General features: G+C 57.9%; 24 protein-coding genes. 9 read left to right on the top strand and 15 right to left on the bottom strand.

The window, feature by feature from the left end; all coding sequences use genetic code 11:
• Nucleotides 1–13 precede the first annotated feature (13 nt).
• Nucleotides 14–757 (bottom strand): DUF3299 domain-containing protein, encoded by a 744-nt coding sequence (locus tag RBB44_RS19115; protein WP_306149308.1) that lies wholly within the window; start codon nucleotides 755–757, stop codon nucleotides 14–16.
• 75 nt (nucleotides 758–832) lie between these two features.
• On the opposite strand from RBB44_RS19115, the gene RBB44_RS19110 reads away from it, so the two are divergent.
• Both RBB44_RS19110 and RBB44_RS19105 read left to right on the top strand, forming a co-directional pair.
• Nucleotides 833–1,657, top strand: coding sequence for a methyltransferase domain-containing protein (locus tag RBB44_RS19110; protein ID WP_306149309.1), 825 nt, complete (start codon nucleotides 833–835; stop codon nucleotides 1,655–1,657).
• A gap of 106 nt (nucleotides 1,658–1,763) precedes the next feature.
• On the top strand, nucleotides 1,764–2,405 hold the full coding sequence (locus RBB44_RS19105; protein WP_306149310.1) for a septation protein A: 642 nt from the start codon (nucleotides 1,764–1,766) through the stop codon (nucleotides 2,403–2,405).
• A 36-nt stretch (nucleotides 2,406–2,441) separates the two neighbouring features.
• Here the strand turns inward: RBB44_RS19105 and RBB44_RS19100 are convergent, their stop codons facing one another.
• From RBB44_RS19100 to RBB44_RS19085, 4 genes are all read right to left on the bottom strand, one after another.
• Complete coding sequence (locus RBB44_RS19100) at nucleotides 2,442–2,864, bottom strand: hypothetical protein (protein WP_306149311.1); 423 nt, start codon at nucleotides 2,862–2,864, stop codon at nucleotides 2,442–2,444.
• A 221-nt stretch (nucleotides 2,865–3,085) separates the two neighbouring features.
• Complete coding sequence (gene rpmF / locus RBB44_RS19095) at nucleotides 3,086–3,271, bottom strand: 50S ribosomal protein L32 (protein ID WP_008193743.1); 186 nt, start codon at nucleotides 3,269–3,271, stop codon at nucleotides 3,086–3,088.
• A gap of 181 nt (nucleotides 3,272–3,452) precedes the next feature.
• Nucleotides 3,453–4,184, bottom strand: a complete 732-nt coding sequence (mtgA, locus tag RBB44_RS19090) for a monofunctional biosynthetic peptidoglycan transglycosylase (protein WP_306149312.1) — start codon at nucleotides 4,182–4,184, stop codon at nucleotides 3,453–3,455.
• Nucleotides 4,171–5,391, bottom strand: coding sequence for a cyclopropane-fatty-acyl-phospholipid synthase family protein (locus tag RBB44_RS19085; RefSeq protein ID WP_306149313.1), 1,221 nt, complete (start codon nucleotides 5,389–5,391; stop codon nucleotides 4,171–4,173). Before RBB44_RS19085 ends, mtgA begins: the two co-directional genes overlap by 14 nt.
• 144 nt (nucleotides 5,392–5,535) lie before the next feature.
• Between RBB44_RS19085 and RBB44_RS19080 the strand changes: the two genes are divergently transcribed.
• Entirely contained in the window at nucleotides 5,536–6,441 is a 906-nt protein-coding gene (locus RBB44_RS19080) for a polyprenyl synthetase family protein (RefSeq protein ID WP_306149314.1), read from the top strand.
• Nucleotides 6,442–6,464: 23 nt separating this feature from the next.
• Here RBB44_RS19080 and RBB44_RS19075 read toward each other — a convergent pair whose 3' ends face one another.
• The 4 genes from RBB44_RS19075 to RBB44_RS19060 all read right to left on the bottom strand — a co-directional run bounded on the left by RBB44_RS19075 (nucleotide 6,465) and on the right by RBB44_RS19060 (nucleotide 10,433).
• Entirely contained in the window at nucleotides 6,465–7,388 is a 924-nt protein-coding gene (locus tag RBB44_RS19075) for a prephenate/arogenate dehydrogenase family protein (RefSeq protein ID WP_306149315.1), read from the bottom strand.
• A gap of 15 nt (nucleotides 7,389–7,403) precedes the next feature.
• Nucleotides 7,404–8,546 carry a histidinol-phosphate transaminase gene (gene hisC / locus RBB44_RS19070; RefSeq protein ID WP_306149316.1) on the bottom strand — a complete coding sequence of 381 codons (1,143 nt, stop codon included), beginning with the start codon at nucleotides 8,544–8,546 and terminating at the stop codon, nucleotides 7,404–7,406.
• On the bottom strand, nucleotides 8,543–9,415 hold the full coding sequence (locus RBB44_RS19065) for a chorismate mutase (protein ID WP_306149317.1): 873 nt from the start codon (nucleotides 9,413–9,415) through the stop codon (nucleotides 8,543–8,545). Before RBB44_RS19065 ends, hisC begins: the two co-directional genes overlap by 4 nt.
• An 88-nt stretch (nucleotides 9,416–9,503) precedes the next feature.
• Nucleotides 9,504–10,433, bottom strand: coding sequence for a class I SAM-dependent methyltransferase (locus tag RBB44_RS19060; RefSeq protein WP_306149318.1), 930 nt, complete (start codon nucleotides 10,431–10,433; stop codon nucleotides 9,504–9,506).
• On the opposite strand from RBB44_RS19060, the gene gloB reads away from it, so the two are divergent.
• The 3 genes from gloB (at nucleotide 10,432) to RBB44_RS19045 (ending at nucleotide 12,107) form a co-directional block, all read left to right on the top strand.
• Nucleotides 10,432–11,214 carry a hydroxyacylglutathione hydrolase gene (gloB, locus tag RBB44_RS19055; protein ID WP_306149319.1) on the top strand — a complete coding sequence of 261 codons (783 nt, stop codon included), beginning with the start codon at nucleotides 10,432–10,434 and terminating at the stop codon, nucleotides 11,212–11,214. The genes RBB44_RS19060 and gloB overlap by 2 nt on opposite strands.
• A 140-nt stretch (nucleotides 11,215–11,354) precedes the next feature.
• A complete protein-coding gene (locus tag RBB44_RS19050) occupies nucleotides 11,355–11,573 on the top strand; it encodes a hypothetical protein (RefSeq protein ID WP_133952573.1) in 219 nt (72 codons plus the stop codon).
• A 90-nt stretch (nucleotides 11,574–11,663) separates the two neighbouring features.
• Nucleotides 11,664–12,107 (top strand): cupin domain-containing protein, encoded by a 444-nt coding sequence (locus tag RBB44_RS19045; RefSeq protein WP_306149320.1) that lies wholly within the window; start codon nucleotides 11,664–11,666, stop codon nucleotides 12,105–12,107.
• 30 nt (nucleotides 12,108–12,137) lie between these two features.
• Here RBB44_RS19045 and RBB44_RS19040 read toward each other — a convergent pair whose 3' ends face one another.
• Nucleotides 12,138–12,893: a tellurite resistance TerB family protein gene (locus RBB44_RS19040; RefSeq protein ID WP_306149321.1), complete on the bottom strand. Its 756-nt coding sequence runs from the start codon at nucleotides 12,891–12,893 to the stop codon at nucleotides 12,138–12,140.
• Nucleotides 12,894–13,028: 135 nt separating this feature from the next.
• Entirely contained in the window at nucleotides 13,029–13,496 is a 468-nt protein-coding gene (locus RBB44_RS19035) for an Lrp/AsnC family transcriptional regulator (RefSeq protein WP_306149322.1), read from the bottom strand.
• A gap of 127 nt (nucleotides 13,497–13,623) precedes the next feature.
• Between RBB44_RS19035 and hppD the strand changes: the two genes are divergently transcribed.
• Entirely contained in the window at nucleotides 13,624–14,736 is a 1,113-nt protein-coding gene (gene hppD / locus RBB44_RS19030; RefSeq protein ID WP_209180290.1) for a 4-hydroxyphenylpyruvate dioxygenase, read from the top strand.
• Between the two features lie 68 nt (nucleotides 14,737–14,804).
• On the opposite strand, the gene RBB44_RS19025 is transcribed toward hppD, so the two are convergent.
• The 4 genes from RBB44_RS19025 to rsmI all read right to left on the bottom strand — a co-directional run bounded on the left by RBB44_RS19025 (nucleotide 14,805) and on the right by rsmI (nucleotide 18,470).
• Nucleotides 14,805–15,611, bottom strand: coding sequence for an outer membrane protein (locus RBB44_RS19025; RefSeq protein WP_306149323.1), 807 nt, complete (start codon nucleotides 15,609–15,611; stop codon nucleotides 14,805–14,807).
• A gap of 505 nt (nucleotides 15,612–16,116) precedes the next feature.
• Entirely contained in the window at nucleotides 16,117–17,061 is a 945-nt protein-coding gene (gshB, locus tag RBB44_RS19020; protein WP_306149324.1) for a glutathione synthase, read from the bottom strand.
• 108 nt (nucleotides 17,062–17,169) lie between these two features.
• A complete protein-coding gene (locus tag RBB44_RS19015; protein ID WP_306149325.1) occupies nucleotides 17,170–17,556 on the bottom strand; it encodes a YraN family protein in 387 nt (128 codons plus the stop codon).
• Nucleotides 17,557–17,558: 2 nt separating this feature from the next.
• Nucleotides 17,559–18,470: a 16S rRNA (cytidine(1402)-2'-O)-methyltransferase gene (rsmI, locus tag RBB44_RS19010; RefSeq protein ID WP_306149326.1), complete on the bottom strand. Its 912-nt coding sequence runs from the start codon at nucleotides 18,468–18,470 to the stop codon at nucleotides 17,559–17,561.
• A 191-nt stretch (nucleotides 18,471–18,661) separates the two neighbouring features.
• Here rsmI and RBB44_RS19005 point away from each other — a divergent pair, with 191 nt between their 5' ends.
• Nucleotides 18,662–19,879 carry a penicillin-binding protein activator gene (locus RBB44_RS19005; RefSeq protein WP_306149327.1) on the top strand — a complete coding sequence of 406 codons (1,218 nt, stop codon included), beginning with the start codon at nucleotides 18,662–18,664 and terminating at the stop codon, nucleotides 19,877–19,879.
• Nucleotides 19,880–19,909: 30 nt separating this feature from the next.
• Nucleotides 19,910–21,142: a bifunctional phosphopantothenoylcysteine decarboxylase/phosphopantothenate--cysteine ligase CoaBC gene (gene coaBC, locus RBB44_RS19000; RefSeq protein WP_306149328.1), complete on the top strand. Its 1,233-nt coding sequence runs from the start codon at nucleotides 19,910–19,912 to the stop codon at nucleotides 21,140–21,142.
• Nucleotides 21,143–21,175: the final 33 nt, after the last annotated feature.

Raw genomic sequence — 21,175 nt, 5'->3', positions numbered from 1 at the left:
TTTGCTGTTAAGGCTACCGTGTGAAGGAGCGGAAGCCGCGGTCCCCGACATCTCTTTTTTGCGGCTCCAGCGCCCGGATATCGCTGACGTCCATGTCGAAGGATGCGGTGATTGTCACATCGCCATCCAGAAGATTGATTGTCTGTCTTGAGACACTCAGATCCAGGCGGCCCTGCAGAAGAACGGGTTTATAGAGTTCGGCCTCTGCCCAATCTTCTTCGAGCCTGTAGAAGATGATCTGGTTGGGCGCAGGTGCCGGGACATGACTGCACATGCCATAGCCAGAGACGAGATAGCCGTATTTCGCAGCGCCCGTTTCATCCAAGACCGGGATCATGTAGCCGGTGATTGCAACATCTTTGCCTGCGAGATCCGAATTGCCCTTCAAACGCGCTTCGGCTCTTTTCCTGGCGACCTCATCGCGCTGGGCGAGAAGCTGATCGGTCTGGATCCCTGCGGCGGCAAGTTTGGCCTCCTCATCCTTCAGGCGGCGCTCCAGCTTGGCGCGCTCCTCAAGGGTCAGCCCACCGCTCTTCAGCCCATTTCGGATCCTGTAAACTGCTGCAAGTGACCTGAGTTCGGAAAGGTAGAGCGCTTCGAAAGGGTCCTCATACCGGGCGGCAGCCGGGTCCTTGAGATCAGGCCAGTCAATCGGTGTGACGGCCGCTGCCGGACCGACCGCAATCGCAAAAGTCAGCGCCGCGTAGACAAAGGCAGTTGCAGGGCGGCGCAAACCTGTTGGCGTGCTCCCAGCCATAAGAAGATAATCCCTTGCGCGCGCAACTCTCACTTGCAATGATTGCCTTATACGTTTTATGGGCGGCGGTGATTTATGAAATTCCTTGCGCAAGCTTACCAGAATGCAGACGCGTTTTCCGGTTCGGAGTTGGAAAATCTGGAAGGCCTCTTACACCTGATGGCTGCGCATCCAGGTTTTCAGGCCTACAAGGAGGTCTCGTATGGACTATTGGAGCTGTCGCCCGAGAGCCACGTTGCAGATGTTGCCTGTGGCCTTGGTTTCGACCTGCCGCACCTGAAAGCGCTGGTTCCAAGAGGGGCTGTGACAGGCTTTGACCTGAGCGCCAAGTTTCTTGCCTCGGCAAGGGCGCGCATTCAGGCCGCAGCAGGCGGCATCGATGCCTCCATCCACTTCCAGCAAAGCGACATCAAGGCCTTGGCCGCTGACACAGGTGCCTTTGATGCCGTTCGCATTGACCGGTCTCTGCAACACATCCCGGAGCCCGAGGTGGCGATTGCCGAGATGCTCCGGATCGTCAGGCCCGGCGGCATCCTCTGCGCGGCCGAGCCGGATTGGGGAAGTTTTGTGATTGCCTCGAGCGCCCCGGAGATCGCAACAAAGATTGCCGCAGTTTATGCATGTGCCCTGGTCAATCCGCGGATTGGCCGGGACCTTGTGGATTTGATCGGAACGCAAACGGAGTTGACCCACCACAGTGTGCATTCCCTGTTGTTCGAGAGTTTGGCCGACCTCAACCGCATGTGCGTCCTTGGCGATATTACGGCCCGCAGTGTCGAAGCAGGCGTCATCACGTCACCGGAAAACGCAAGGTTCTGGCAGGATCTTGAAGAGCGGGACCGTGCTGGCCGGTGTTTTGCCAACTTGAATATCCATTTGGTTTCGGGGCGAAAACCTTGACCATGGTGTCTTTCCGGACGGTTTGAGCGCTTTATCGAGCCCCAAGCCTTGACCGGCCGCCCCGGTTATCCCTATTTCCGGGACAGCTGAGCACCGGAGAGACTTTATGGAATTGGAACGCGCCCCGAATGACCCGTCCCGCAAGGAACTGTCGCCGCTCTTGAAGCTGGCCTTGGAGTTGGGACCGCTCGGCGTTTTCTTTCTCTTCAATTCCAAGGGTGAGCAAATTGCGGAGAGTTTTCCGGTCCTCAAAGCGGTGGGTGAACCGATCTTTCTGGCAACGGCCGCATTCATGGTGGCGATCACCATCTCGCTGGTTGTCTCACTCTCTCTGACGAAGCGTTTGCCGATCATGCCGCTGGTCTCCGGCGTGGTCGTGATCGTGTTTGGCGCACTGACCTTGTGGCTTCACGATGAACTTTTCATCAAGTTGAAGCCGACCATCGTCAACAGCCTGTTCGGGGCCATCCTGCTCGGCGGTCTGTTCTTCGGCAAGGCCCTGCTCGGGTATGTGTTCGACAGCGCGTTCAAATTGACCGACCAAGGCTGGCGCAAGCTGACCTTCCGCTGGGGTGTCTTTTTCTTTGTCCTGGCGGCGATCAACGAGATCGTCTGGCGCAGTTTCTCGACCGACTTCTGGGTCAGCTTCAAGGTTTTCGGGGTCATGCCGATCACCCTGATTTTTACCCTTACCCAGCTTCCCCTGATTCAGAAACATGCGATTGTCGAGGACGAAGAAGAGGCTTGATCAAGCCTTCGATAATCGCTGCTGTTTCTAGTTGAATTAATGCATCTCACCGTGGCCGAAGGCGACGTCGCGGCGGGCGCCGGTGATCGAGATTGAAAAGCCTGCGATCACGTCGATCAGGGCAATCACCATCAAGATGAAGAACACGGACGTTGCCGCCTGCGGAATAATCAGGAACTCCACCAGGAAGGCAACGAACACCAGCACGGACAGCATGTGATCGACAACCGCGGCCTTGCCGATCCTTGTGGCTTTCAGGATTTCGATGAACAAGAAGAACAGGCCCGCCGTGATCAGGAGATCGCTGGCGAGCAGCTGAAAGTCGGCACCGGAGACCATTGCGATCGAGAGGACCGGCGTTGACCAGAAATCAGGGTCTGTAGCGCCTGCAGTGAACGCAAAGCCGTTGTAGATCAAAAGAGCGAACAGCGTGAACGGAAGAGCGGATAACAGGCGCATCAGGCGACTCCGGTGTGAAACAAGAAAATCCTCGCAGAAGGTCTAGCAACTTCGGCCCGGAAAGTCTCTGTGGAAGTCTGCAGCCAACCGAGGCACTTATTCGACCCCAAAAAGAAAAAGGCCGACCTGCCGGAACAGGGTCAGCCTCAATCTTGTTTTGCCATACGGCGATCCAACCTGATCACGGCTGCTTTCAGGACCAGCCCGAAAGCATGTCCGTCTTAGGCGTCGTCCTTAGCGGACAGGATCTGACGGCCCCGGTACATGCCAGTCTTCAGATCAACGTGATGCGGGCGACGCAGTTCGCCCGAATCCTTGTCTTCGACATAGGTCGGCTGTTTCAGGGCGTCCGAAGAACGGCGAAAACCGCGCTTCATGCGCGAGGTTTTTCTCTTTGGAACGGCCATTTTGTTTTTCTCCGTGGTCCATACCCATGCGGCCCGGACCGGGAAAGCCCGGGGCGTGGCTGCACGCAGGTGTTCGAATGCGCGGCGTTATACAGGCAACGCCGGCGTTTTGCCACCCCATTGATGAAATTTTCTTTTGACCTGATAGGCGGGATGCCGGCCAGCGGATAGGGGCTTGTGATTATTTCCCCAGAACACATTCGAAAATTGGCCCGGCGCTGCGGACGCGGGCGACGTTCTTGGACGCCAGGCGCTGGTGTCCTGCTGACGGTTTGGCCGGGTTGCGGCCAAGCGGATTGGGTAGAGCAGTTGCCAGCCGGGCTGCCTCCCGGCTGGTCAAGTCTTTGGCAGGTTTGCCAAACCAGGCGTGGGCAGCGGCTTCGGCGCCAAATATCCCCTCACCCCATTCGGCGACATTCAAATAGATTTCCAGGATCCGTTTTTTGGTCAGGATCGCGTCCAGCATGAGCGCGAGCGGAATTTCCATCCCCTTGCGGATGTAGGACCGGTCATTCCACAAAAAGAGGTTCTTGGCGGTCTGCATTGTGATGGTGCTGGCCCCACGCGGACGCTCACCCTCACTCAGCGCCTCGACCTGTTCCCGCAAGGCGCCCCAGTCCACCCCGTGACTGATGCAAAACCTGCCGTCTTCCGACGCAATAACCGAGCGGATCAGATTGGGCGATATGTCTTCCAGCGGAACCCATTGCCTGTCCACCCAGAGAAATTGCACATAACGGGCGAGCATCAAGGTGCTGACCGGTGGCACAACAGAGTAGACCACGGTCAGGATCGGCGGCACCAATAAGAGAACCACGAGAAGCTGCACCAGCCGCCTGCGGAAACCCTTCCAGGTCAAGATCCCATGTTTGGACCTTCGGGTCTTGTCCGGTTTGGCCTCAGCCCGTGGCATTCATTTCCCGTTCGTTGTCGACGATAAAGTCCCGGATGATCGGCACGGCGTCGCGCTCTTTCGACAAAAGCAACTGCATCACCATGTTCGATCCGTGCAGGAACCCGAGCTCCGCCGCACACAGATAGAATTCCCACATCCGGCAGAAGCGTTCATCATAAAGATCGGCTGCCTCCTGCCACTTGTCCAGGAACCGGACCCGCCAATCCCGGCAGGTGTAATAGTAATGCAGGCGCAGGATTTCTGCGTCGCACACCCATAGCCCAAGGCGTTCGGTCGATGCAAAGACTTCCGAGAGCGCCGGGACATAGCCGCCGGGGAAAATGTACTTGCGGAAGAACGGACCGGTGGTTCCTGGAGGGGTCATGCGGCCGATCGAGTGGATCACGGCAAAGCCGTTGTCGGTCAGGCAGTCCTTCACCTTGGCGAAATACTCATCCTGGTGACCGATTCCTACATGCTCCATCATGCCGACGGAAATCACCCGGTCGAACTGGCCTTCAAATTCCCGGTAATCCTTGAGGACAAACGTGACCTTGTCTTCAACGCCGGCTTCGCGAACGCGTTCCTCGGCGATCTTTACCTGCTCAGGCGATACATTCAGCGAGGTGACCTTGGCGCCAGCCTTCGCCATTTGGATCGCGAGCGACCCCCAGCCGCCGCCGATTTCGAGAACTTCCATGCCCGGTTTCAAGTCGAGCTTTGCGACCAGATGTGTCAGTTTGGCCGCCTGGGCGTCCTCAAGGCTGTCGTCCGGGCTTGTGTAATAGGCGCAGGAGTAATTCATCCCGTCATCGAGAAACAGGCGGTAGAGGTCGGTTGAGAGATCATAGTGATGCCGCGCCTGTTTCTTGGCTTTGTCGACGCTGTTGGCTTGCTGGCGGCGGCGGAAAGCCTTCCAGCCCTTGCGAAGGAGCCCCTGGACCGGATGCGCTCCCAATGGTGCCCGGTTGATCGAAAACAGAAACAAAAAATCGTAGCAGGTCGACCCTTCCTCCATGGTGAGTGTGCCGTCCATGTAGGCTTCGCCTGCTGCCAGCTCCGGATTGAGAAACAGCGACGTGTAAAGTTTTTTGTCATGCAGCCTGATTGTGACAGTCGGTCCGTTCTCGCCGGATCCGAATTCATGCAACGCACCGGACACATCATAAACGCACATCCGTCCGTTCTTGATGAAGGTGCGGAGCAAGCTGGACAGCAATTTCATATGTCAATTCTCCAAGGGATTACAGCCGGTGCGACGGGTAGGCAGAAGCGGACTAATTCCAAAGACAAGTCTTGACGATACAGCGATTTCGCTTCAGGGAAACCCCATTGGCAAAGACTGTAAACCCGGCTCGGGAGCCCTTGTGTGACATTTGACCTGAAATCCCATCTGGCGGCGCAGGCCGGACGCATCGAGACGGCTCTTACCAGCCTGCTTGAGAACTGCCCGAGCGATGGTGAAATTTCCCGTCCGGAGCGGTTGATCAATGCCATGCGTCATGGCGCGCTTAACGGCGGCAAACGTCTGCGCCCGGTGCTGGTCATGGATGCGGCAGGGCTTTTCGGCCGGGCAGATGACGGGGTGGTGCAGGCGGGCTGTGCCCTGGAACTCATCCATTGCTATTCGCTGGTACATGATGACCTGCCAGCCATGGATGATGATGATCTGCGCCGTGGGCAACCGACGGTGCACAAGGCCTATGATGATGCGACCGCCATTCTTGCAGGTGACGCTCTTTTGACGCTGGCTTTTGATGTCATCACCGATGAGTCGGTGCATCCGCAGGCAGGAACCCGGCTAAGATTATGCCGGGAGCTTGCCCGGGCGTCCGGCATTGGCGGAATGGCCGGGGGGCAAATGCTGGATTTGGAATCGGAGCACCGGGACCGGTCCGAGGCCGAGATCCGCCACTTTCAATCGATGAAGACCGGTGCGCTTTTGCGCTATGCATGCCGGGCAGGCGCCATTTTGGGCGATGCTTCAGATGCCGATGTGGACCGCTTGACCCGCTTTGGAGAAATCATAGGCCTCGCCTTCCAGCTGGCAGATGATCTTCTTGACGTTGAGGCAAGTCCGGAAGCCATGGGCAAGGCAACGGGCAAGGACGCAGAAGCGGGCAAGGCAACGCTTGTCGGTCTGATGGGCATAGAGAAGACCCGTGCAGAGCTGCAGGTGCTTCTTGAGGAAGCCAATGGTCTGATGGCGCCTTATGGGAACAAGGCCACTGCGCTTAACGCATTGGCGGACTACATCGTCACGCGCTCAAATTAATGGGTCCTGACCCTAAAGCCCAATCAGTCGCCTGAGTGGCGACCGAAGTCTGGTGCATCGGTTTCCTGACCTGCCTCGATGATTGAGCGGCGGATGCTGCGGGTTCGCTCAAACATATCGAACAACTTGTCGCCGTCGCCCCAGCGGATGGCCCTTTGCAGGGCCGACAGATCTTCCGAAAACCGTGCCAGCATCTCCAGGATGGCGTCCTTGTTGTTCAGACACACATCCCGCCACATGGTCGGGTCAGACGCTGCAAGACGTGTGAAGTCCCGGAAACCGGAGGCCGAATACTTGATTACCTCCGATTTCGTAACCGCTTCCAGATCGTCGGCCGTGCCAACGATGTTGTAGGCAATGACATGCGGCAGGTGAGACACGATCGCGAGCACGAGGTCGTGGTGCTTGGGATCCATCAGATCGACATCAGAACCGCAGCCCTGCCAGAAAGCCTTCAGCTTTTCCAGCGCGTCCGGGTCGGTGTTTTCCGGGGGCGTTAGAATGCACCAGCGCTGGTCGAACAGCGTTGGAAAGCCAGCATCCGGTCCGGACTGTTCGGTACCCGCGATCGGATGGCCCGGGATGAAATGCACACCTTCCGGCACATGCGGCGCGACCTGCTCGACAACGGATCCTTTGGTCGAGCCGGCGTCTGTCAGGATTGCCCCCTTTTTCAAGGCGGGAGCAATCCATTTTGCGATCGCTTCATTTGCCCCAACCGGCACGCAGAGGATGACAAGGTCTGCCCCTTCGACCGCAACAGCGGCATCGACCGAATAGCTGTCTCCAAGCCCCAACTCCTCAGCCCGCTGTAGCGTCGCTTCGGAGCGGGTGGAGATGGCGATTTCTTTCACAAGGCCGCGCTGGCGGGCAGCCTGGGCAAGGGACGACCCGATCAGGCCAATCCCGATCAGGGCCATGCGCTCAAAAATGGGGGCGTTGGTCATAAGGTCTTTTTGTTTTTAGGCTTGCGCCAGAAAATCTTTCAGATGCGCAACCACGGTGCGGTTGGCTTCTTCGCTGCCAATGGTCATACGGATCGCGTTCGGCAGGCCGTAATTGCCCACCAAGCGCAGAACACAGCCGCGCTCCAGAAGATACGCATCCGCATCTGTTGCCCGTTTGCCATCAACGTCCGGGAAATGGACCAGAACGAAATTGCCAACACTAGGAGTGACAGTCAGGTCGAGTTTTTCCAATTCGGACGTCACCCACGGCAGCCATTTTTCGTTGTGTTCAACCGATGCGGTGACGAAGGACCGGTCGCGGACAGCCGCGGCGCCTGCGGCAATCGCAACACCGGAGACGTTGAACGGCCCGCGGATGCGGTTCATGGCATCAATCACGTGCGCTGGGCCGAAGCCCCAACCAAGACGCAGGTTGGCAAGGCCATAGATCTTCGAAAAGGTCCGGGTCATGACGACGTTGTCGGCTGTCGCGGCCAGCTCGATCCCGCTCTCATAATCGTTCCGGCGGACATATTCGCCATAAGCGGCATCTAGCACGAGCAGAACATGCGGCGGCAGAGCCTGGTGCAGGCGCTTGACTTCCTCAAACGGGATGTAAGTGCCGGTCGGATTGTTCGGATTGGCCAGGAAAACCATCTTTGTTTTGCCGGTCACCCGTTCCAGGATCGCGTCCACATCGGTGGTGAAGTCTTTTTCCGGCGCAACAACCGGTGTCGCCCCAGCGGCGCGGATGGCGATCTCGTAAACGAGGAACCCGTGCTCCGAATAGATCGCCTCATCACCTTCATCGAGATAGGTGTTGGCGAGCATGCTCAGGATTTCATCCGAACCTGCACCGCAAATGATGCGATCCGGATTGAGGCCGTAAACATCCCCGATCGCGGCCCGCAATTCGGTCGCCCCGCCGTCTGGATAGAGCTCCAAAGACTTTGCAACGCCTTCGATTGCTGCGGACACCGCGTCGCTGAAACCAAGCGGCGTTTCATTTGACGAGAGTTTATGAAGCGTCTTGCCATGAGAGCCCTTGGATTTGCCCGGAACATAGGGGGCAATATCCAACACGCCTTGTTTCGGCTGCGGGCGGCTCTGAACGGCCGTCTGATCGACTTCAGTCACTGCAATCGTCATGTCATTCATCCCAAGTCCCCTGCATCTGCAGGGTCAAACACATCATCTGGATCGCTGGCCCCGTCAATTGGCGCTGCATAACCACCAACTGCTCTCAATACGTCTGGTGCGGCGCCTGCTTCCAGGCAAGCTGCCAGGACAGCGTCCTCCGGCAGATCGCCGGAAACGGCAAGCAGTGCATCTACACCGGTCGCCGAGCGGTAGAAGCTCAGAACTTCGATCCCCTGGTCCATCAATTTGCCTGGCAAACGGTCAGACCAACGCGCGTCATAAACCGCAATTTCCGGCTTGTCGATGATCCTGTCGGATTTGGCAAGAACCAGCGCCGGCAAATCTGCCGGTCGTTCATCAACAAGAACGAGGGGCAAGCGCGCCCGGATCTGAGCACCGCTCTCATTCAGCCCGCGCCACCAAGGCAAATCCGCCCGGTCGGTCAAGGCCACTAGTCCAATGTCTGAGACGGCATCGCTTACAGCACCGGCAACATCCGCGGCATCGCTTCCCGGCACAAGGTCCGCCGAAAACCCGAAATAATAACGGGCAAGATCCAGCATGCCCACGAGATCACCGCTGCCGTCCAGATGGATCGCGGACCCAGCGGGCGGGTTTAGGCTTGTTGCGAGGATTGCGCGCCAGATTTCTTCAAGAGCAACCAACGGCAATGCGCCTTGATTGAGCTCTGCCAATGACCGGATAAGGTCGGTATTACGGTCAAAGTCTGGGGCTCGGGAGGAGGTGTCTGCGCCCTCGTGCAGAGCGGCGAGATTGGTCTCTGTTTGGTGACGTTCCACCAGCGCATCGTGAATGCGCGCATCGATTTCGGCGAGACGGGCGCGGGCGGTATCGATTGATGCGCCGTTATCCGGGCTCCGGGTCATTCAAAAATTCCTCAAAACAAGCGTGTGCAGGCGCGGCCTAGTCATATGTATCCGGTCGCAAAAAGGCAAAAGAATTCCGGACCTGGCGCTACTGCTCCGACTGTTCCCGGCGCACTGGCTTCAGCCCGGTCGCCGCACCATCTGGAATAAACACGGGACGCAGAACCCGGAGGCGGCTCTTCTTGCCATCGACCGGCAAGCTCCGGAACACCAGTTTTTCTGCTTCAAGGATCAGGATGCCGGCGAATGCCGGCCAGAATCGGCGCCCAAGGTTCTCCCATGTCCGCGCCGTTCGCTGGATGCTGACCGCCCGCGATGGCGGCATGAAGAGGGCTTCAGAATCGCTCAGGACATTGAACTGGCAATTCTTCATGAGTTCCTTCAGCTGGCTTCCCGAATACGGCCGGCCATAGCCGAATGGGGAGAGTTCCGAGCGGGCCCACAAACCGCGCCGATTGGGCACAACAACGATCACGCGGCCGCCCGGGGCGAGCACGCGCCATACCTCACGAAGCATTGCGGATGGATCGGAACAATGATCGAGCGCGTGCACCAGCATGATCCGATCGAAAGTCGCGTCGGAAAACGGCAAAGCCTCATCTTCGACCAAGGCGCAGGAATTGGCATGTTCCCGCGGCCAGTGGATGGCTCCTTGGGGGGCTGGCATGGCGGAGATCACCCGTTCGGCCGATCCATGATACCGGCGCATGAACGGACCGGCATACCCGAGACCCAACAGGCTTTGACCTTGAATATCCGGCCACATCTGCGCGACCGGTGCGCCGATCAAGCCTCGCAGCAACTGCCCAAGTGGAAGATCGTAAAAGGCTCGCAAATGAACGACGTCGAGATACATAAAATTCGCCTGGTGGAAGCTCGGACGGCGATTGAACAGGGAACTGTTGTGGAGCGCAAGACTTGAAATCCCGCCAAGCGGATACACCTCAATGGCTTGCCCGCAGCGCCGGTCTTTGCCACTGTGGCGCGCATTCCGATCCCCGGCCGAGGAGCTTCTCATGTCTTTAAGCGACACCACCGAAATTCATCAGTTTGCCTGCCTGGACGACAATTTTGGTGTTCTCATACATGACCGAGAGAGCGGCACGACCGTGGCTGTCGATGTGCCGGATGCCGCAGCCTATGAGGCGGCCTTGGCGGAAACCGGCTGGAAACTCAGCCATATCCTGATCACCCACCATCATTGGGATCACGTGCAGGGGCTGGGAGAGTTGAAGACCAAAACCGGTGCGGTGGTGATCGGTCCTGAGCGGTCACGTCAAAAGATCTCCGAGCTGGATCGGACCGTCGAGGACGGCGATGATGTCTTGTGCGGGCCTTATGAGGTCAAGGCCATTGCCACGCCTGGCCACACGCTGGATCAGATTTCCTGGTACATTCCCTCAATCAAGGTTGCCCATACCGGCGATACACTGTTTGCGCTGGGCTGCGGCCGGGTGTTTGAAGGCGACAAGGAGATGATGTGGGCCTCGCTGTCGCATCTTATGCACCGGCTGCCGGACGACACCACGATCTACTGTGGACATGAATATACCGAGGCCAATGCGAAGTTTGCCTTGACCATCGAGCCGGGCAATGAAGCCTTGCAGGCGCGTGCGAAGGCAATTGCCGACATCCGCGCTCTGGGCAAGCCGACACTGCCGACGACAATGGCAGCGGAAAAGGCAACCAACCCGTTTCTTCGCGCAGGTGAAGCGTCGGTCGCGGACGCGCTGGGCATGGCGGGGCAGCCGGCAGAGGCTGTGTTCACTGAAATCCGCACGCGCAAAGACAATGCCTGATCGTGGTGCAGTGTCTTGACGCTGCATTCACCACCCGCCTGATGGTGCGGCTCGATCAAGAAACTTTGACTGGACCGCTAAAAACGCAGGCCAACCGCTCCTATATCCAAGTCGTTATGATCCTGTAAGGGGCAGAAACCATGACGACTGACAGGTCTTTAGACCCATCCGGACGGACTCCGGAACAACGCGCCCAGGATGTGGTGCAGAGAATTGCAAGCCAGGCCGAACCCATTCCACTCACCCACGGCGGTGGCCACCGCCTCGATATGCAAGTGCTCTACGAAGAAATCGTCGCCGCTCTCCGGGAAACCGTCGATGACATCGCGTTTTGCACCGAGTCCAAACCCAATCACTGACATTATTGTCCAACTCCCAACAATTCTCCGGCGCGGATTGGAAACACCTGTTATTCAGGTGTTCCAATCGCCTTAGACCACGGGACAAGTATGCCGGTTGATCCAACTCTTTCCGCCGACGACATCGTTGAACTCCTGAAGATGCAGCCGCATCCGGAGGGCGGGTTTTATGCAGAAACCTTTCGCGATGATGTGACGGACCCGCAGGGGCGTGCGGCCTCCACGCTGATCTATTTCCTGCTGTCGGACGGCATCGTATCACGCTGGCACAAGGTGGACGCCGTAGAGACCTGGCACTGGTATGCCGGTGCGGCGCTGGAATTGTCCATCAGCACGGATGGCACCAGTACGCAGGTGGTCCGCGTCGGCAATGACCTGGTTGGCGGAGAGCGCCCGCAAGGAATCGTGCCGCGTGAGGCCTGGCAGCAAGCCCGCTCACTCGGAGAGTGGACGCTTGTCGGCTGCACCGTTGCGCCGGGATTTCAGTTCGAAGGATTTGAAATGGCGCCGGAAGGCTGGGAGCCGGGGGCGTAACGCAGATCCCGGATCCCAGAGCTTAAGGTCTTAACCAGCCATTTCCGCTTCGCGGACTGCCATTTCGATTTCCTGCACCAGACCCTCTTCGAGGCCAAGCCGGGCGGCCAGCATCTGGAGATAGGCTTTTTCCGCCGGATGGTCCGGGTCAATGGCGAGCCGGGACGCGGCGTAGATCTCGGCGGCCGTTTCCGGACAAGTTGCGCTGGCAACGACCTTGTCGAGATCCAGCGGCGAACGCAGCTCATCCATCAGGAACGCCTTGGCTTCGCTGTCGAGACCGGCCTCATCAATCTTTTCAAAGATCCGGTCCTGCTCGTCCCGGTCGATATGACCGTCAGCCTTGGCGGCGGAAATCATGGCGGTGAGAAGGTTGACTGCGAACTGATTTTCGCCGCCCGGCTGCTGCGCCGGGTCAAAGGCGGTGCCGCGCGGGGCTTCCAGCGGGATCGGCTCGTCTTGCGGATAGTGCGGGCGTGGCGCGTTTTGCTTGTTGGCCTGATGGCCCTGATAAGCCTTGTAGGCAAGACCTGCGACCAGCGCCAAACCGCCATAGGTGACTGCTTTTTTACCGATCTTCCGGCCGGATTTTGAACCAAGCATCAAACCGGCAAGGCTGCCAAGTGCCAGGCCGCCACCTTGTGAGGACAGAAAATCCTTGCCTTGGGAGAGAAGATCACCGGATCCGCCACGCTGGTTCTGACCAGGATATTGGCCGCCTTGCCCGCCGGGGGCGCCGCCCTGGCTACCCAAAAACTGATCCAGCAAGGATTTTGCATCAAACATGTTTGGCTCCCTATGTCCGCCGAGGACGAAATCATCGTTCTTCAGATGGGATTTTTGCGCCCGGTCGCAAGGTTATGCCGTGATTCATGACGGTTTTTCATCAAACAGTTTGGGTAGCGACCGCCGTGTATATATTCACGTCAAAGGCAGCAAATTGTCGTCCTTCAACGTGTCCATCGCAATGGAGGACTTCACGTGCTGGACAGCTTCTTGGGGCAAGAGCTCGTCGTTGACGATCCGGCTGAGCGCTTTCAGGTCCCGGACGACCACTTTCAGCATGTAATCGACGTCGCCGGTCAGCGTATGTGCTTCTTGAACCTCCGGCATGGCGGTGACCATATTTCTGAATTTACGGGCGTTTTCCCGGCTGTGCGCGCCCAAGGTCACCCCAACGAAGGCTGTCACGGTAAAGCCCAGGGCTTCAGGATCCAAAGCTGCCCGGTACCGGCGGATGGTGCCGTTGTCTTCCAGTTTCTGCCGGCGCCGGGAGACCTGGCTGGCGGACAAGCCGATCGTTTCACCAATCTCTGCATTGGTTGCTGCGGAATTCTCCTGAAGGGCGGCGAGCAACTTCACATCAAAGCTGTCTAATGCAATTTGCATGCTGAATATTCTCTATCTGCGCACGGAATATGCATCACTATACGGTAAATCACGCAGATTGCACACACCCTGCGCGCGGCTCCGGGCATTCTAGACGCAAACTTCGCACTTTTCAGGAGGATCCGCCATGGGACCGTTCCCGCATAACGCGCCGCCAGCGCAAATCACCCCACAGAACCCGGCCGGCACGGACGGTTTCGAGTTTGTCGAGTTTGCCCATCCGGAACCGGAGAAGCTCGATGCCCTGTTCCGCAAGATGGGGTATGTGCCGGTCGCGAAACACAAGACCAAAGAGATCACGCTCTACCGGCAGGGTGACATCACCTATGTTCTGAATGCGGAGCCCGGCAGTCATGCCATGCGTTTCGTTGAAGATCACGGACCGTGTGCCCCGTCCATGGCATGGCGGGTGGTCGATGCGCAAAAGGCCTATGATCACGCCATTTCCAAAGGGGCGGAGCCCTACGCGGACAATGACAAGACGTTGAACGTTCCCGCCATCAAGGGCATCGGCGGCTCGCTGCTGTATTTCATCGAAGCCTACGGCGACAAGGGGTCCGCCTATTCGGCGGAATTCGATTGGCTGGATGAAGTGGATCCGAAACCGGAAGGGGTTGGCTTCTATTACCTGGATCACCTGACGCACAACGTCTACCGCGGCAATATGGACAAGTGGTGGGATTTTTACCGGGATCTCTTCAATTTCAAACAGATCCATTTCTTCGACATCGACGGCCGGATAACAGGCCTTGTCAGCCGGGCGATCACCTCGCCCTGCGGCAAGATCCGCATTCCGCTGAACGAGTCCAAGGATGATACCAGCCAGATCGAAGAGTACTTGCGCAAGTACAAGGGCGAAGGCATTCAGCACATCGCGGTCGGCTCGGACGACATCTATACCAGCACGGACAAGCTGGCGGACAACGAGCTGAAATTCATGCCGGGCCCACCGGACACTTACTACGAGATGTCCCGTGACCGGGTGCACGGTCATGATGAACCGATCGAGCGGATGAAGCGTCACGGCATCCTGATCGATGGCGAAGGTGTCATCGATGGCGGCATGACCAAGATCCTACTGCAGATTTTCTCCAAAACCGTCATCGGACCCATCTTCTTTGAATTCATTCAAAGAAAAGGCGATGAAGGCTTCGGCGAAGGAAATTTCCGGGCACTTTTTGAGTCGATCGAGGAAGATCAGATCCGCCGGGGCGTGCTGGCAACAGACGCTGCAGAATAACGGCGGCACCTAAAGTAAAGCCCCCTCAGGCCGAGCGCCTGAGGGGGGCTTCCTAGTCCGATATCCAATCAAAAACGGTAGTTCACGCCGAGGCGCGCGAGAAAACCTGTGTTGTCGGATTCTGCAGCATAATCGATGCCATCCAGTGCGCCGACCGAACGCACGGCCGCGTTCCCGGTGGCTGTGACATTGCTGTCTGCCAGATCATAGTAGAGGCCATCAAGCTTCATTGAGATGTTGTCGGTGACTTTGACTTCCGCACCGCCGCCAAGGGTCCAGCCGAATTTCAACTCATCATCGCTGCCGTTCCATGCAAGTGCGGGTGCATCGACACCGTTGACGGACGTCTCCAATTCAACCTGACCCATGGCCAGGCCGCCTGTTGCAAAGACCATAAAGCGGTCGGACGCCGCATAGCCGAGACGTCCGCGCACGGTGCTGAAAAAACTCATCCGTTTCTTTGCGGATGTGGTAAGGCGGGTTCCAAGAACCGCAGCACCTGTAAACGAGCTGCTTTTGTTGATGTCAGCCCAGGAAATGTCGCCTTCAAGGCCGGCCACAAAGCTGTTGATCTGATGATCATATCCAGCGGTGAGGCCGCCCAGGACCCCATTTCCCGAGAGGTCGAGGGACGATGGGACAATCGTACTGCCGAGGGATTGAAAGCCGCTCGTGCCCGTTGTGGTCGCATCGTCATCGGACCATCCCCAGCCCAAGAACGCGCCAGCATAAAAACCAGTCCAGCTGCTGACGGGGCGTGCTTCAATAATCGGATCGAGTGTTGGCAGGTCTGCAGCTGCTGCGGTGAGTGGCAGTAGGGAGCCAATGCCGACGACTGCGGCGCTCATAACTTTCAAGGGATAATGGCTGGGCATGGTGCCTCCAATAGTCGGTGAATTCGGTGTCTCCCAAGCCAAAGAAATGCAAAACTTCCTTTGCGTTATTATTCCAAAAGACGCTACTTTTTCTTGGTTAACGAATTGCTATACGTCTGAGGGGAGCCGCAAGACTGGTCTTGAAAAGAAAATATCCTCAGTGATTTAATTGGTTAAGGTTCGAATGTGGTAATCAATTGTTAACCAATTTCTATTGGGTGCCTAAATACCGTTGAAGCTGTGGTTATTGTTTGAGGCTGCAGTTCTTGTCTTGAGGATTTCGGCGTTTGTCACGCCAAATAACTTTTGCTCGCAGAGGAGGCTTGAGACTGTTTTTGAAGGTTTAGAATATTTTTTGAAACAGTCGCGGAAGATCGGGTCTATCCGGGTGTTTTAAACACAGAGGCTCCTGAACAGGCCCTCTATTGCATTGTCTAAGCACACACTTCAGCCCTCACACCTCGGTGTGAGGGTTTTTTTCTGGCTGCTGCAGCCGGACTGCGGTTCAGTCCTTGATTTTCTGCTCCAGGACATCCCAGACCTTTGCCGCGACATCCGGTCCGCCGAGGTTCTGGATCGCGCGGATGCCAGTTGGGGCGGTGACGTTGATTTCCGTCAGCATGCCGTCGATCACATCGATGCCGACCAGGAGCAGGCCTTTTTCGCGCAGAGACGGCCCGAGGCGGGCGCAGATTTCCCGTTCCCGCTCTGTCAGATCGCTGTCTGTCGGCGCGCCGCCACGCACCATGTTGGACCGCAGATCGCCAGCCGCCGGGACACGGTTCACCGCACCGGCAAACTCCCCGTTGACCAGGAGAATGCGTTTGTCGCCATGTTTCACGTTCGGCAGGAACTGCTGAATGACCCAGGGCTCGCGGAAGGTGGCGGCAAAGAAGTCGTACAGCGATCCGTAGTTCAGATCATCTTTTGTGATCCGGAACACCGCCGCGCCGCCATGGCCAAAGAGCGGCTTCATGACGATATCGCCGTATTCTTCGCGGAAGAGATCGATTTCCGCCCGGTCCTTGGTGATCAGGGTCGGCGGCATCAAATCCGGAAATTCGGTGACGAACAGTTTTTCCGGCGCGTTGCGTACTTCCGTTGGATCGTTCACCACCAGAGTGTCCGGGTGGATCTTGTCCAAGATGTGCGTTGCCGCGATATAGGACAGATCGAACGGCGGGTCCTGCCGCATCAACACCACATCGATCTCGCGCATGTTTGTGCGCGTCCGCTCTCCGAGCTCGAAATGGTTGCCCTTTTCATCGCGGACCGTAACGGGCTCCAACGCGCAAAACACTTCGTCGCCGCGCATGGCCAGCCGGTCCGGTGTGTAGTGATAGAGCTCGTGGCCGCGCTTTTGGGCCTCCAGCATCATCGCAAAGGCGCTGTCGCCGGCAATGTTGATGGATTCGATATGGTCCATCTGGACCGCGACTTTTATCGGCATGAGGCCACTCCCGGCGGGGCGCGGTCCGTTTGAAACGGTGCGCTTGGGGCAAAAGACTGTTCGCGGCAGATATGCGGTCCGGGACAGGGTTTGTCCAGAGGCCTGGTGTCAGTCTCTTGCCTCAAAGGCGTTCACGATCCGCTCAGGCAGGGTCCACGGGCGAATGATCATGACGTCGAACCGCAGCGTGAAAAAGCCTGCTTTCGGATGCTCGGCAACGAAGATCTTTGCGGCCCGGACAATCCGCTTTTGGCTGGCCGGTGTCACGGCTTCAAGTGCCGCTTGCCGTGAGTTTCTGGCCTTGACCTCGATAAAGGCGACAGTCTTGCGTTTCTTGGCAATGAGGTCGATTTCGCCCGCCTTCGTCTTGTAGCGCTGCTTCAGGATGCGCCAGCCGGTCAGGCGCAAATACCAGGCCGCATAAGTCTCTGCGGAAAGGCCGCGGGTATGAGCCTTGCGGCGGCGTTCGGTCGTGTGGCTGTCGCCTTTTGCCATGGTCAGGTGCCAGCCTTGAGTTCGAGCGCCCGTTTGTAGACCTCGCTGCGATCCAGACCCGTTGCCTTGGAAACCTGTTTAGCGGCTGCGCTGACGGGCATGTCCGAGAGCGCTTCCCGGAGAAGGGTGTCGAGGTCTTCTGCATCTGCTTCCGGTTTTTCCTCTGGCGGTCCCACCAGAATGACGATCTCACCCTTCACGGTTTGATCTGCGAACCGGTTGCCAAGCTCTTGCAGTGTTCCACGCTCAAAGGTCTCAAAGCGTTTGGTGAGCTCGCGGGCGACCACCGCCTCTCGCGTTCCGCCAAAAACCGTTGCCATGAGTTCCAGGGTTGCCGCAGTCCGATGGGGCGATTCAAAGAAAATCAGTGTCGCCGGTGTTTTGGCAAGCTCTTCAAGGCGCTTGGTCTTGGGGCCGCCTTTTTGCGGTAGAAAACCTGCAAACAGAACCGTGTCGCTGGGGAGCCCGGATGCAACGAGACCTGCAAGTGGGGCGGAAGCGCCAGGGATCGGGAACACCTTGTATCCGGCTGCCACAACGTCGCGGACCAGCCTGTACCCCGGATCAGACACCAGCGGCGTGCCGGCATCGGATACAAGAGCAACCGCGTTGCCAGCTTCAAGTTCTCCGAGAATTTTCGGCCGCTGCTTATCGGCGTTGTGCTCGTGGTATGGAAGAAGCGGCGTCTTGAGGCCGAATTTTTGCGTAAGCGTCGACGTTATCCGCGTATCTTCACACGCGATCATACTCGCGGCCGCGAGAGTTTCCAGCGCGCGCACGGTGATGTCACCGAGGTTTCCGATCGGCGTGGAGACAATATAGAGCGCAGGTTCTAGATTGGGCGCCGTGAAGGCGTGTTCCGACAAGCTGTAACGGTTTTTGGAACCTGTTTGTCCGCCACCTGGCTCTGTCATCACGGATCCCTTCACCTCAATTCAAACACTCGGTTCCGATCTCAAGGATGTCCCGATTTTCTTGCGCTACCTGTCAGAAACACGCAATGCAAGGCAAATCCACCATTCATACCGCGTTGCGCGGCTGAAAACTGGACAGCGCATTCGTTAATCCTTAAGTCTGGGGCAAAGGGTGGATGGAAATCAGACACATGGACGAAACGGACGCCGTTGTTCGGCATCGCCGACGCACATTCTTGAAAACCGCTTTGACCGGTGCCAGCACACTGGCGCTTGGGGGCTGTTTGGGCTCATCCCTAGGAACGTTGCCCGGCGAACAAATCCAGCCGGGCGCCCAACCGCAGGTGACCGGTGAAACAATCGGCACTGGTGCGGTCCGGGTCGGACTTATGCTGCCGCTGTCCTCAAGTGGGGGCAATGCGTCGATTGGAACCGTTTTCAAAAACTCCGCTGCGCTGGCGCTTCAAAACTTTCCAAATTCGGATGTGCAGCTTCTGGTGAAAGACACCGGAGGGACGACGGAAGGGGGCCGTGCTGCCGCGCAGCAGGCGATCTCTGAAGGCGCCGAGCTGATCCTTGGTCCCGTCTTTGCCCCGGCAGTGTCAGGTGCCGGTTCAGCTGCAAGGGCGGCAGGTGTTCCGGTTATTGCGTTTTCGACAGATACGTCAGTCGCCGCGCGCGGCATCTACCTGTTGAGCTTCCTTCCGGAAAGTGATGTGAAGCGCATCATTGGTCATGCCAGCAGCCAGCAGAAACGGTCTTATGCAGCGCTCCTGCCGAACGATTCTTACGGCAGTGTGGTTGAGGCGGCGTTCCGTCAGGAAGTTGGCCGCACCGGTGGACGGATTGCAACGATCCAGCGCTACAACGTCAGTGGTTCGGACACGTCTGACCTGGTCGCCAAGGCCAACGCCCTTCAATCGTCTTTGACTAGCATCGACGCTCTCTTTGTCCCGGCGGGCGGACCTGTGCCTGGCCTGGTGATGCAGACCCTGATGGGGCTGAATGCAGAGATCGGCAACATCAAGCTGCTTGGCTCGGGCCAGTGGGATACGCCGCAGGTGAAAAACAACCCCACTCTGACCGGGTCCTGGTTTGCGGGCCCTGAAGACAGCGGGTTCCGCGGGTTTGCGCAGCGCTATCAACAGACCTACGGCGCGCCACCGCCGCGGAACGCCAGTCTTGTCTATGACGGTGTTACATTGGCAGCCGGCCTGATCCGCTCCGCCGGGCCGCAACGGTTCCAGCAGAGCATCCTGACAAACCGGGACGGGTTCCTTGGAATTGACGGCTTGTTCCGCTTCAAGCCGAATGGTCTCAATGAACGTGGGCTTGCGGTATATCAGGTGACAGGCTCCGGTAGTCAGGTTGTGTCCGCTGCACCGCGCGATTTCCGTTCCGGTTTCTGACCTCCACCGCCTCCTGGGAGTATAGTTCCGATGCTTGCCGGCAAAGAGATTGTGCTGATCATTAGCGGCGGTATCGCTGCTTACAAATCTCTGGACCTGGTCCGGCGGCTGAAGGAGCGTGGGGCGCGGGTTGTCCCGGTCATGACGGATGGTGCGCAGGAGTTCGTGACGCCGCTGGCGGTGGGCGCCTTGAGCGCTGAAAAGGTGTTCACCAACCTATTCGACCGGGAGGCCGAGCATGATGTGGGTCACATTCGTCTTGCCCGGGATCATGATCTGATCCTTGTCGCGCCCGCAACTGCCAATCTGATGGCCAAGATGGCCCATGGCATTGCCGATGATCTCGCAACAGCCGTTTTACTTGCAACTGACAAACCGGTTTTGTTGGCCCCGGCGATGAACCCAAAGATGTGGCAGAACCCGGCAACACTGAAAAATGCCGATACCTTGCGGGAACGCGGCATTGCGTTCATCGGCCCTGCCAGCGGTGAAATGGCGGAGAAAGGAGAAGCCGGGGTCGGCCGCATGAGCGAGCCTCTGGACATCGCAGCAGCAGCTGAGCTTCTGTTACGAGATCAGGCGATTGCAGCCGGAAAGTTGCCCTTGGCGGGGAAGCATGTCCTGATCACGTCCGGGCCGACACATGAGCCGATCGACCCGGTGCGCTATATCGCGAACCGGTCTTCGGGCAAGCAGGGTCATGCGCTTGCCGAAGCCGCATTCGCAGCCGGGGCGCGGGTGACACTGGTTTCCGGTCTGGTGACGATCCCCGACCCGGACCATGTTACGACGATCCACGTTGAATCCGCGGCAGAGATGATGGCAGCTGTTGAGCAGAACCTGCCTGCGGATATCGCAATCATGGCGGCAGCTGTAGCTGACTGGCGTGTAGTCTCGGAAGGCGATCAGAAGATCAAGAAAGATGGCAGTGGCAAACCGCCTGGCTTGGAACTCACTGAGAATCCAGACATTTTAATGACCGTCGGGCACCACGAAACGCTGCGGCCATCTCTGCTGATCGGCTTTGCCGCCGAAACCCAGGATCTCATCAAAAACGCAACCTCGAAGTTGGAGCGAAAACGGGCCGATTGGATCGTCGCCAATGATGTCAGCCCTGCAACGGGCATCATGGGCGGCGACGCCAACACAATCAGATTGGTCAGCGCCAACGGTGTGGAAGACTGGCCGGCGATGGACAAGAAAGAGGTTGCCCGCCAGCTGATTGCCAGGGCTGCGGAGACGCTTGGCCTAAAGCCAGAGTGAGTGCGGCGGTAGCTCTATTCAAGTGCGGTTGTG

This window comes from Roseibium sp. MMSF_3247 (genome assembly GCF_030733765.1).
Lineage (GTDB): Bacteria > Pseudomonadota > Alphaproteobacteria > Rhizobiales > Stappiaceae > Roseibium.
Note: the sequence above shows the minus strand (reverse complement) of the source record. Positions and strands in the feature narration are given on the sequence as shown.

What these genes read in the sequence shown, in the direction of transcription:
- RBB44_RS19115 (WP_306149308.1), bottom strand. Translation starts at nt 757, where the DNA reads ATGGCTGGGAGCACGCCAACAGGTTTGCGCCGCCCTGCAACTGCCTTT.
- RBB44_RS19110 (WP_306149309.1), top strand. Translation starts at nt 833, where the DNA reads ATGAAATTCCTTGCGCAAGCTTACCAGAATGCAGACGCGTTTTCCGGT.
- RBB44_RS19105 (WP_306149310.1), top strand. Translation starts at nt 1,764, where the DNA reads ATGGAATTGGAACGCGCCCCGAATGACCCGTCCCGCAAGGAACTGTCG.
- RBB44_RS19100 (WP_306149311.1), bottom strand. Translation starts at nt 2,864, where the DNA reads ATGCGCCTGTTATCCGCTCTTCCGTTCACGCTGTTCGCTCTTTTGATC.
- rpmF (WP_008193743.1), bottom strand. Translation starts at nt 3,271, where the DNA reads ATGGCCGTTCCAAAGAGAAAAACCTCGCGCATGAAGCGCGGTTTTCGC.
- mtgA (WP_306149312.1), bottom strand. Translation starts at nt 4,184, where the DNA reads ATGCCACGGGCTGAGGCCAAACCGGACAAGACCCGAAGGTCCAAACAT.
- RBB44_RS19085 (WP_306149313.1), bottom strand. Translation starts at nt 5,391, where the DNA reads ATGAAATTGCTGTCCAGCTTGCTCCGCACCTTCATCAAGAACGGACGG.
- RBB44_RS19075 (WP_306149315.1), bottom strand. Translation starts at nt 7,388, where the DNA reads ATGACCAACGCCCCCATTTTTGAGCGCATGGCCCTGATCGGGATTGGC.
- hisC (WP_306149316.1), bottom strand. Translation starts at nt 8,546, where the DNA reads ATGAATGACATGACGATTGCAGTGACTGAAGTCGATCAGACGGCCGTT.
- RBB44_RS19065 (WP_306149317.1), bottom strand. Translation starts at nt 9,415, where the DNA reads ATGACCCGGAGCCCGGATAACGGCGCATCAATCGATACCGCCCGCGCC.
- gloB (WP_306149319.1), top strand. Translation starts at nt 10,432, where the DNA reads ATGTCTTTAAGCGACACCACCGAAATTCATCAGTTTGCCTGCCTGGAC.
- RBB44_RS19060 (WP_306149318.1), bottom strand. Translation starts at nt 10,433, where the DNA reads ATGAGAAGCTCCTCGGCCGGGGATCGGAATGCGCGCCACAGTGGCAAA.
- RBB44_RS19050 (WP_133952573.1), top strand. Translation starts at nt 11,355, where the DNA reads ATGACGACTGACAGGTCTTTAGACCCATCCGGACGGACTCCGGAACAA.
- RBB44_RS19045 (WP_306149320.1), top strand. Translation starts at nt 11,664, where the DNA reads ATGCCGGTTGATCCAACTCTTTCCGCCGACGACATCGTTGAACTCCTG.
- RBB44_RS19040 (WP_306149321.1), bottom strand. Translation starts at nt 12,893, where the DNA reads ATGTTTGATGCAAAATCCTTGCTGGATCAGTTTTTGGGTAGCCAGGGC.
- RBB44_RS19035 (WP_306149322.1), bottom strand. Translation starts at nt 13,496, where the DNA reads ATGCAAATTGCATTAGACAGCTTTGATGTGAAGTTGCTCGCCGCCCTT.
- hppD (WP_209180290.1), top strand. Translation starts at nt 13,624, where the DNA reads ATGGGACCGTTCCCGCATAACGCGCCGCCAGCGCAAATCACCCCACAG.
- RBB44_RS19025 (WP_306149323.1), bottom strand. Translation starts at nt 15,611, where the DNA reads ATGCCCAGCCATTATCCCTTGAAAGTTATGAGCGCCGCAGTCGTCGGC.
- gshB (WP_306149324.1), bottom strand. Translation starts at nt 17,061, where the DNA reads ATGCCGATAAAAGTCGCGGTCCAGATGGACCATATCGAATCCATCAAC.
- RBB44_RS19015 (WP_306149325.1), bottom strand. Translation starts at nt 17,556, where the DNA reads ATGGCAAAAGGCGACAGCCACACGACCGAACGCCGCCGCAAGGCTCAT.
- rsmI (WP_306149326.1), bottom strand. Translation starts at nt 18,470, where the DNA reads ATGACAGAGCCAGGTGGCGGACAAACAGGTTCCAAAAACCGTTACAGC.
- RBB44_RS19005 (WP_306149327.1), top strand. Translation starts at nt 18,662, where the DNA reads ATGGACGAAACGGACGCCGTTGTTCGGCATCGCCGACGCACATTCTTG.
- coaBC (WP_306149328.1), top strand. Translation starts at nt 19,910, where the DNA reads ATGCTTGCCGGCAAAGAGATTGTGCTGATCATTAGCGGCGGTATCGCT.